Origin of the sequence: Pseudomonas sp. CFBP 13711 (assembly GCF_014842265.1) — a bacterium.
Classification (GTDB): Bacteria; Pseudomonadota; Gammaproteobacteria; order Pseudomonadales; family Pseudomonadaceae; genus Aquipseudomonas.
In genome coordinates this window covers 1-8,023 of sequence record NZ_JACYVI010000028.1, presented here as the reverse complement: position 1 = coordinate 8,023, position 8,023 = coordinate 1, and the positions used below count along the sequence as shown (strand labels likewise).

General features: G+C 52.9%; 7 protein-coding genes and 5 pseudogenes. 8 read left to right on the top strand and 4 right to left on the bottom strand.

All coding sequences use genetic code 11. From position 1 onward, the window contains the following. Positions 1-135: pseudogene (locus IFT47_RS27155) on the top strand (IS5/IS1182 family transposase); the annotation flags it as partial. Positions 136-437: 302 nt separating this feature from the next. On the opposite strand, the gene IFT47_RS27150 reads toward IFT47_RS27155, so the two are convergent. After that, the gene (locus IFT47_RS27150) at positions 438-1,103 is read right to left on the bottom strand and encodes a DUF3313 domain-containing protein (RefSeq protein WP_192175159.1); all 666 of its coding nucleotides are present in this window, start codon (positions 1,101-1,103) and stop codon (positions 438-440) included. Between the two features lie 1,096 nt (positions 1,104-2,199). Here IFT47_RS27150 and IFT47_RS27145 point away from each other — a divergent pair. From IFT47_RS27145 to IFT47_RS27140, 3 genes and pseudogenes are all read left to right on the top strand, one after another. Further along, positions 2,200-2,517: pseudogene (locus tag IFT47_RS27145) on the top strand (transposase); the annotation flags it as partial. Continuing rightward, a pseudogene (locus IFT47_RS28470) lies at positions 2,513-2,647 on the top strand (methyl-accepting chemotaxis protein); the annotation flags it as partial. The pseudogenes IFT47_RS27145 and IFT47_RS28470, both read left to right, overlap by 5 nt. A gap of 51 nt (positions 2,648-2,698) precedes the next feature. Beyond that, positions 2,699-3,133 carry a hypothetical protein gene (locus IFT47_RS27140; RefSeq protein ID WP_244656098.1) on the top strand — a complete coding sequence of 145 codons (435 nt, stop codon included), beginning with the start codon at positions 2,699-2,701 and terminating at the stop codon, positions 3,131-3,133. Between the two features lie 172 nt (positions 3,134-3,305). Here the strand turns inward: IFT47_RS27140 and IFT47_RS27135 are convergent. The 3 genes and pseudogenes from IFT47_RS27135 to IFT47_RS27125 all read right to left on the bottom strand — a co-directional run. Then, positions 3,306-3,619: pseudogene (locus tag IFT47_RS27135) on the bottom strand (SDR family oxidoreductase); the annotation flags it as partial. Between the two features lie 450 nt (positions 3,620-4,069). Then, positions 4,070-4,405, bottom strand: a complete 336-nt coding sequence (locus IFT47_RS27130) for a DUF2388 domain-containing protein (RefSeq protein WP_407073274.1) — start codon at positions 4,403-4,405, stop codon at positions 4,070-4,072. 61 nt (positions 4,406-4,466) lie between these two features. After that, positions 4,467-5,081 carry a TetR/AcrR family transcriptional regulator gene (locus IFT47_RS27125; RefSeq protein WP_192175158.1) on the bottom strand — a complete coding sequence of 205 codons (615 nt, stop codon included), beginning with the start codon at positions 5,079-5,081 and terminating at the stop codon, positions 4,467-4,469. Between the two features lie 235 nt (positions 5,082-5,316). On the opposite strand from IFT47_RS27125, the gene IFT47_RS27120 reads away from it, so the two are divergent. The 4 genes and pseudogenes from IFT47_RS27120 to IFT47_RS27105 form a co-directional block, all read left to right on the top strand. Beyond that, a complete protein-coding gene (locus IFT47_RS27120; protein ID WP_192175157.1) occupies positions 5,317-5,988 on the top strand; it encodes a DUF3313 domain-containing protein in 672 nt (223 codons plus the stop codon). A 174-nt stretch (positions 5,989-6,162) separates the two neighbouring features. Continuing rightward, positions 6,163-6,312, top strand: a complete 150-nt coding sequence (locus IFT47_RS28465; RefSeq protein WP_192175160.1) for a TOBE domain-containing protein — start codon at positions 6,163-6,165, stop codon at positions 6,310-6,312. Between the two features lie 440 nt (positions 6,313-6,752). Continuing rightward, positions 6,753-7,903 (top strand): IS3 family transposase gene (locus IFT47_RS27110; protein WP_192175156.1). Its coding sequence is split into 2 segments (ribosomal slippage): positions 6,753-7,014 and positions 7,014-7,903, totalling 1,152 coding nucleotides; the frame shifts between segments, so codons are not numbered across the junction. Beyond that, positions 7,900-8,023: pseudogene (locus IFT47_RS27105) on the top strand (IS5/IS1182 family transposase); the annotation flags it as partial. The gene IFT47_RS27110 and the pseudogene IFT47_RS27105, both read left to right, overlap by 4 nt.

Genomic DNA, 8,023 nt, shown 5'->3' with positions numbered 1-8,023 from the left:
CGCCAGTTTGGTTACGTGAAAGTACGCTTTCGTGGGCTGATGAAAAACACGGCCCAACTGACCACGCTGTTCGCCCTGTCGAACCTGTGGATGGCTCGAAAACGACTGATGGGTTTGGGTGAGTTGCGCACTTAACACAGAGAACCGGGCGGAAAACCTCCGCTGCACACTGTATTAGGCCGTTTTCAGGGAATAGCGCTAAGTGCCGGCGAATTACGGCATGCCATCGCTGCGCGGAAAGTTGATCGGAGCATCCCTAGAACTGGTGCCCACTTAAATTTAAATGCACATCATGCCTTGGCCTTCAAGGGCTGGGTAGATGGCTTGGTCGGACGCATATGAAGAGCCGTCAACCCAGCCTCGATAGCTTCAAGGTTAGTGTTGAATAGGTAGTCGAGCAAGTTACCTTGCTCGGGGTTGATCTGCTCGCCATGCGCTTAGAAACCTTTTTTAAAGAGCCTATCCAGATTTTCCGGTGCTTGGTCAATCCCATATCTTGCGGCGGTCAGGCGACCTACTGAAGCCATAATATTCAAGGGGTTAGGAAATCCTCTGCCTACAAATGCCAATAGCAGCTCCCCAGTTGAGGCGTTCTGCACCTCTACCCAGTAGGTGATAGACCCCACCATCAATCCATCAGCACCACAGTAGGCTTGATACAAATTGAAGCCAAAAGATAACGGGTCAAATCTTGCCACGGTTGAAAGGACAGGTATATTCGCCTTTACGCTAGTGAGAGAGAAGCGTATTTTTATCGTGTCTGGTCGGGGGAATTCGATTATATCAAACTTTTGCGAGATACTACACTTGAACGCGCAATACAGTTCGCATTGTAACGTTTCGTGCTCGGCTGCTGACACAGATATCGAACAGCCTGATAAATCTTCTTGAGGTGTTACCGAAGTCAATATGGCATATTTATAATCTGTCCAGCTAACCTTTTTGTGGTATATAAATGGAACTCTACAGGCGTCGATACCTTTATTGATTTTCAGTGGATTCCAGAGCACATCATCTAGTGCTATCGCCCCGGTCGCCCTGGAGCGAGCCAGGGCAGTAGCTGCATGAAAGGCACTCAGCATATTCCCGAACTGGATTTTCATATTTGTACCTCCGAATGTGATTTAGACATGGGGCTTTCTTAGCAGCTTATTTGTTGAAATCATCTGGCCATTCACTACTAACCACATAGAAATAACGCATGCTATCGAACACATGATAAGCAAATTCATCTCATTTTTCCTCACGGTCGTTTTTACAGATGCAGCTTGATGAGGATCGTAGATCAACGGAGTTGTGAAAATACATGCGCCATCCGTAATGCGCCGTGCTGGATGCCCGTAAGGGCTGAGCTCAATATCTCATAGGTTGCACTAATTTCGTAAGCACTTGGTTTTGGCGGGTGAAAACGAATGGTCGCTTGACTAGTCGTACAACTTCAGCCGTGTAATATACCGACCACGAAACTCGCCTCGTTGGTCTCGACACGCTTGCGCGAGGTTGTAAGACCTAAAATGATATAAAAGAGCGTTAAACTGGTAAGGAAAGCAGTTTTTGTGGATGCACTAGCGAGCCTTATTCAGATACGCATAGCCCCCCTCACGCCATCAACCCTCCCGAAATTTGAATAATGGCCGATTGTACCTCTGAGTTCACTATCCATCCATGTATTACTTTAATATCATAATGACCTCTATGTTTGGGTCCGCTAGTTGGCGGTTGACCGGCGTATAAAGGATTATCGGCTTAACGATGACCCTATCCGTAGCAGCCCAGCGTGAGACCTGGCCGTACGAATAAGCACTGCGCCCTAGGGGTGTTGGGTGTTCACTCCCCCACTGATTCACCCAGCCGATGTCTGCTTCCTGCACCGGCAGGTGGCCTGTGCAGCTCGCCAAAATGAGAGAAAGACTGCAGAGATACCGCTTCTATTGACATGCTCGGACCTGCCCTTTGCTGGTGAATATCGTGCACGGAACTTGGGAGGGTCATAAATCTGACCATCCGACCACCGGTGAGTTAGAACCCCTGGAACCGAACAAGGTGAACAGTACCGTACGGTTCATCTATCATTCTACGGCGCGTCGCGGATGTCAACTATTTGCTCGCGTCGTTTTTCTGAGGTACCTGAGGAGACTTAGGTTTTGTACGAAAAGTCGGTGCGGGTAGAATTGCCGCCATGATTGGCTGGAGGCCCGCATGACAAAGCGTCACGAGCTCTCCGGCGCATCGCGGGAATTGAGCAGGGATCTGGTTTCTCCAGAGCAGAAAATGGGTCGCCGACGCAGTGATGCTCATCTGATACTCCACGCAACCCTCTGGATCCGATGCTCGGGCGCAGCCTGGCGGGATCTGTCTGAACGCTTTGGGCCCTGGTCAACGGTGTATCAGCGGTTTCGTGACTGGCGCGACGACGGCATGTTCGACCGAATACTCGAGCGTTTGCATATTCGACTGAACCGGGAAGGACTGATTGATCTGGACACCTGGATGATCGACTCCACAGCGGTACGAGCAGACTAACCTGCTGGCCCTTAATGCTGCCATCGAAGCCGCCCGTGCCGGTGAGGCCGGACATGGCTTCGCGGTGGTCGCAGGTGAAGTCCGAACTCTCGCTTATCGCACGCAGGGATCCACCTGCGAGATTGAGCAGATAACCGTCAGCGGCTAAAACACAGCTGAGCAAGCCGTTGACGCAATGCGCGGTAGTACTTTGCGCGCCCAAGGCACTCCGGAAATCACCCAAGAATCCGGCAAAACACTGGAAGACATCTTCACTGCCATCAGCCAGATCAACAAACGTAATCTGGTCATCGCCAGCGCAGCAAAAAAGCAAGCTCAGGTCGCCCGGAAGGTGGGCAGTAGCCTACTTGAAATTTGCGGCCTGTCTGCGCAGTCTGCCGCAGGAGCTGTGCAGTCAGGTTTAACAGTCGAGTTCAATGACCTTGTAGCGCCCTTTCGCCCTCAGGAGGGTGTAGACAAAATCAATCCGTTAGTCGGCGTGCGCGTATGCGTGCCTCGGCCAGCCACACCCACGCCACTGATAGTCATTGCGGAACCATTGGCCGATCAACAGGCTTCGAGATTTATGATCGACATCCACGACTTCACTCCCCACGCACACTTGTTATGAAGAGGGGGCCACTATGCTCTGAGGTAATATCAATTCAAAAGAAAAAATAAAACGGGCGGTAGTTATAAAAGCACTATGGGCATATCGACATACCGGCATGACAACACGCGCTCATCGACCTGCTGGCACGCTAGAAATGTATCAAGCGGGCGTGTCGGTAACGTTCTCCCCATCAGCTCATCCAATTTCCTCGTCAACGTTGTAGGTCTGGGCAACCACATAACTGCTATCGGCCGAGGCGAGAAACACTGCCATGCCCGTCAGGTCCTCGGGGTTGCCCATGCGCCCAAAGGGCGCCTCCTGACTGAAGAGTTTTTTCTTTTCGCGCAGCGGCCGGTTCTCATGCTTGGTGAACTGCTCATCGACGCCGTCCCAGTGCTCGCCATCGACCACGCTAGGGGCGATGGCATTAACGTTGATGCTATGGTTGATGCGATTCAGCCCGGACGAGTGCATCAGGCTTCTGAGCGCCGGCTCCGTCGCGCATTAGAAGCCTACCAGGGCGTCCACGAGGCCGAGATCCCTGGGAGGCGGTAACGACGCGGTACGAGCGATAGGTACGAGCCGTGGCCTAGCGCAAAGTACTCAATTGCTATCCACCGAACCCGGCCAGGCGGTAGAACGAACGAGTAAAGGGGTTTATCAAATGAAGAGCAGGACTTTTTGATCGCAAGCCCGGCCGAGGAGCAGGCGCAAGTGGCGCGAGATGTGGATCGCAACCTCGTAATCATCCAGAATCTGTCGACTTAAGCGGCAGCGGGTGCTAAGCAGACGCGAGTCTGTAGTCAGGAACTCTCACGTTTGGCAATTTCCTTTAATCGCTTGTCGGGCTTTTCGAGCTCTAAGTTAGCAGTTTGAATTCTGGGTTTGTGCCGCGACCGCAGTGCCGACAACGATAGGCAGTGGCATCTTCAACATTATCATCCATTAAAACCCTCAGAGCCTAGAACTTCGCTCTAGGATGGCTTGTGCTAACTCCATATCGGTAGCCCGCAGCCCTGGATTTTCACCTCGCACATTCTGGAACATCGCCTCCAGATAGGCGCCTCTGATCTTCCCTTGGCTAGCGACAAAACTGCTTGCGTCGTCTCGCACGCCGATGACTCTTTTGTAATCGCTTGAAGTCAGATACGACGAAGCCAGTGTACCGCCAGACGTCAGCACATTTCGCAGCAGACCATCTGCACTGACGATGCCAACGGGGAACACCAACAACGCTGCCAATGCAAAAATTTTCACACCCATGATGAAACTCCCGATCAAATCGACCATTTCGACGTACCGTACGGTACTGTTTATTTATAGTCAACCTTTGGATGTGCCACATCAGGCCTCAGGGGCGCGCGCCATTCAAGAACATCTCTACCGCGTTTTCAGCCATTGTACCGATCCTGTACAGTGTCAAAGGCTCTGGAGCAATCTGAAACACCCGTCGTTCGCACTCCGTCGTGATCAGGGCCAGTAGCTGTGAAGCACGCAAAGCGGGCTCAGCTTCGCGCAACAGCCCCAATTGCATCGCGGTAAGCATGACCTGAGAAAGCGCATCGATGCACTGCTGAGGTCCGGACTCATAAAAAATCCTACCTACGTCAGACCGACCTGACTCCCCTACTACCATCCTGTAAACCGCCAATGCCTCAGCGTCGTTGGTCAGCACCGTCAGTACATTTTCAGCGAAGCTCAGCAGCGTGCTTCGCAGGCTAGGGAGATTGATGACCTGCGACTGGAGCGCATGGACCGCTTTTGCGATATAGGCCATGGCGTGGCACTCCACCACCGCCACAAACAATGACTCCTTTGAAGCAAAGTAATTATATAACGTCGTTTTCGACCCTCCCGCGCGGCGGGTTACCTCGTTCATCGAGGCCCCTTCGTAACCCATTTCAAAAAACACACTCGCGGCCGCTTCAACGATCGCCGTTCGACGCGACTCAGTTCTGACCCTCATTCGGCACTCCAAAAAAATAATGCGGAAAAACCTTGACAACTCTGGGAAGACGTACAAATATAAATGTACCGTACGGTACTGTTTACACCTATACATCTTGCACATTGTAGCTGATTGGCAGTCAGGTGGTCAGGTGGTCAGGTAGTCAGATTTGCCAATCCTGCAGCGCGATCAGAAATGCGCTGACGCTCAAGCATCTCCACTTCGCATACACCACCAAAGGCCAGGTCCGAGCATGTCAAAAGAAGCGCGTATCTCTGCAGTCTTTCTAGCGAGCCTCTGCTCGGTAAGTTGCACAAGCCAAACACCGGTGCAGTTCGCAGATATCGGCTCTGCGCATCAGTGGGGGCCAAATACCAAAGACACGTCTGGGCGTATCCCTTATTCGTATAAGCAGACCTCGAGCTGGGGCCGCTACGATACGGTTATTGTTGAACCCATAATGCTTTATACGTCGGCAGACAACCAGCTAGGAGATCTAAACATAGGCGAAATTATGCTTCTAAAAAAGAACATGGACAGCGAGTTCAAAAATGCACTCACCCGCTACTTTAAAGTCTTGGACAGCCCGGGGGGAGTACCGGGCGCCATGCGCATTCGGATCACGCTAACTGGTGCAGAAAGAAATACCGCTTTTCTGACCACTTTTTCCCGCTTTGATATTGGTTTGGGTTCTTATAACGTGGTACAGGCGGCTCGAGACAAGCGCGGTGCCTTCTCAGGCTCGGTGTATTACACCGTTGAAGTATACAACGAAGCCAGCGATCGGCTATTACAGTCATTTGTGACCCAGCAATACCCTAAGGTTTACGACATCAGTGCGACCCGAGGGCCGCTGAGCGCAGCACAAGCGGGCATCCGCCGCGGAGCAGTCGCGTTAGCGGATGAACTCTCACAACATCGTTGACCTACGATATTCATTAGGCAATATCAAAACACTGGAAGGAGGAATAACATGAATATGTTCATCATGGGCTCAATAGCATGCGTCATATTTTATTTAGCGGCTACCGGATGGCCAGGGCAGACTTAAAAAGGTGCAGCAATCTAGTCGAACGCGTAGTCGAAACCCGTAGTCGAACTGATCTATGCCGGGTCGGAGACGCGCGTTGTCGTCGAAACCCAATCCAGATTGCAGGTGACTGCGCGCTCGTTCGGTAGCGCTGAGTTGGTACCAGGGCAGCCGATCAGTATCAGCTGGATGACCGACAAGGGGGTGCTGCTGCCATGAGCTTAATGTCCAGTGCCGCGGGATCATTCAGGCGCTCAGGGACGATTTGGCTGGCGCTTCCGGGTGCGCTGTTTCTGATATTTTTCTTTTTGGTTCCCGTGGCGCGAATTCTGGGACTCAGCTTCGAGAACGCAAGTACACCCGGCTTCACAATTAAGCACTATTATACTTTCTCAGAGTACTAGGCACGACCTATTGGCTGTCAGTAGCCACCGTAATCCTTTCGGTTTTGCTGGCTTACCCTTTAGCCTGCTGGGTCAGCCAGCAACCGCGTCATCGCCCAGACATGGTGCTTTTCTTGTCTTGGTGCCTTTTTGGACAAGCTATCTGCTCAAGAGTTTTTCCTGGATACTCATTCTGGGCCAAACAGGTATTCTGTAGTGGTCTAATGAAACCGTACACCCATTTAGGCGAGAATGCTCGCCACAGAGAGGTGTCTGATGACCAAGCAGCGTCGTACCTTTACCCCTGAGTTCAAGCGCGAGGCGGCGTGCCTGGTGCTCGACCAAGGCTACAGCCATGCCGAAGCAGCCCGTTCGCTTGGGCTTGTTGATTCGGCCTTGCGTCGTTGGGTGAACCAGCTCCAGCAGGAACGTGGCGGTGTTACTCCGACCAGCAAAGCCCTGACGCCTGAGCAGCAAAAAATCCAGGAACTCGAAGCCCGCATCAACCGGCTAGAACGGGAAAAATCCATCTTAAAATAGGCCACCACGCTCTTGATGGCCGAGGAACACGAGCGTTCGCGTTAATCGATCAACTTCGGGCTCAAGAGCCGATTGATCTGTTGTGCTCGGCATTTGAAGTAACCCGATCGTGCTACTACGCGTACTGCCGGAAACGTCGGTATCCAGATGCCGAGCGGGTGGTTTTGCGCAGCCGCGTGAACGAGCTGTTTACGCAAAGCCGAAGCGCTGCGGGCAGCAGGAGCATCATGCTGATGATGAAAGAGGACGGCATGCAGATCGGGCGATTCAAGGTACGCAAGTTGATGCGCGAGATGAACTTGATCAGCAAACAGCCGGGTTCCCATGCCTATAAAAAGGCGACCGTGGAGCGGCCTGATATCCCGAACGTGCTTGATCGAGGGTTCAGCGTGGCGTCCCCCGCCAAGGTTTGGTGCGGTGACATCACGTACGTTGGGGCCGAAGGTCGGTGGCACTATCTAGCGGCGGTAATCGATCTTTATGCGCGCCGGGTTGTGGGCTGGGCGTTCTCGGCCAAGCCCGACGCCGACCTGGTGATCAAAGCGCTGGACATGGCCTATGAGCAGCGTGGTCGGCCTCAAAATGTGCTGTTTCACAGCGATCAAGGCAGTCAATACGGCAGCCGGAGTTTCCGCCAGAGACTATGGCGATACCGCTTCACACAGAGCATGAGTCGGCGCGGCAACTGCCACGATAACGCTCCGATGGAGCGGCTATTTCGCAGTCTGAAACCGACGGTGGGCTACATGAGCGCTGCGCTAGCGCAACAGGACATTGGCCGGTTCCTGATGGAGCGCTACAACTGGCGGCGACCGCATCAGTTCAACGAAGGGTTAGCGCCTGCGCTTGCTGAGGAAAAACTCAATTCAGTGTCCGGGATCAGTTGACCACTACATCCGACTTTGAGTACGCCGGCAAGCGCAAACAAACCCGCCGCGAACGCTTCCTTGCCGAGATGGATCAGGTCGTGCCCTGGGCAGGTCTGCTCGGCCTGATCGAGCCGTTCT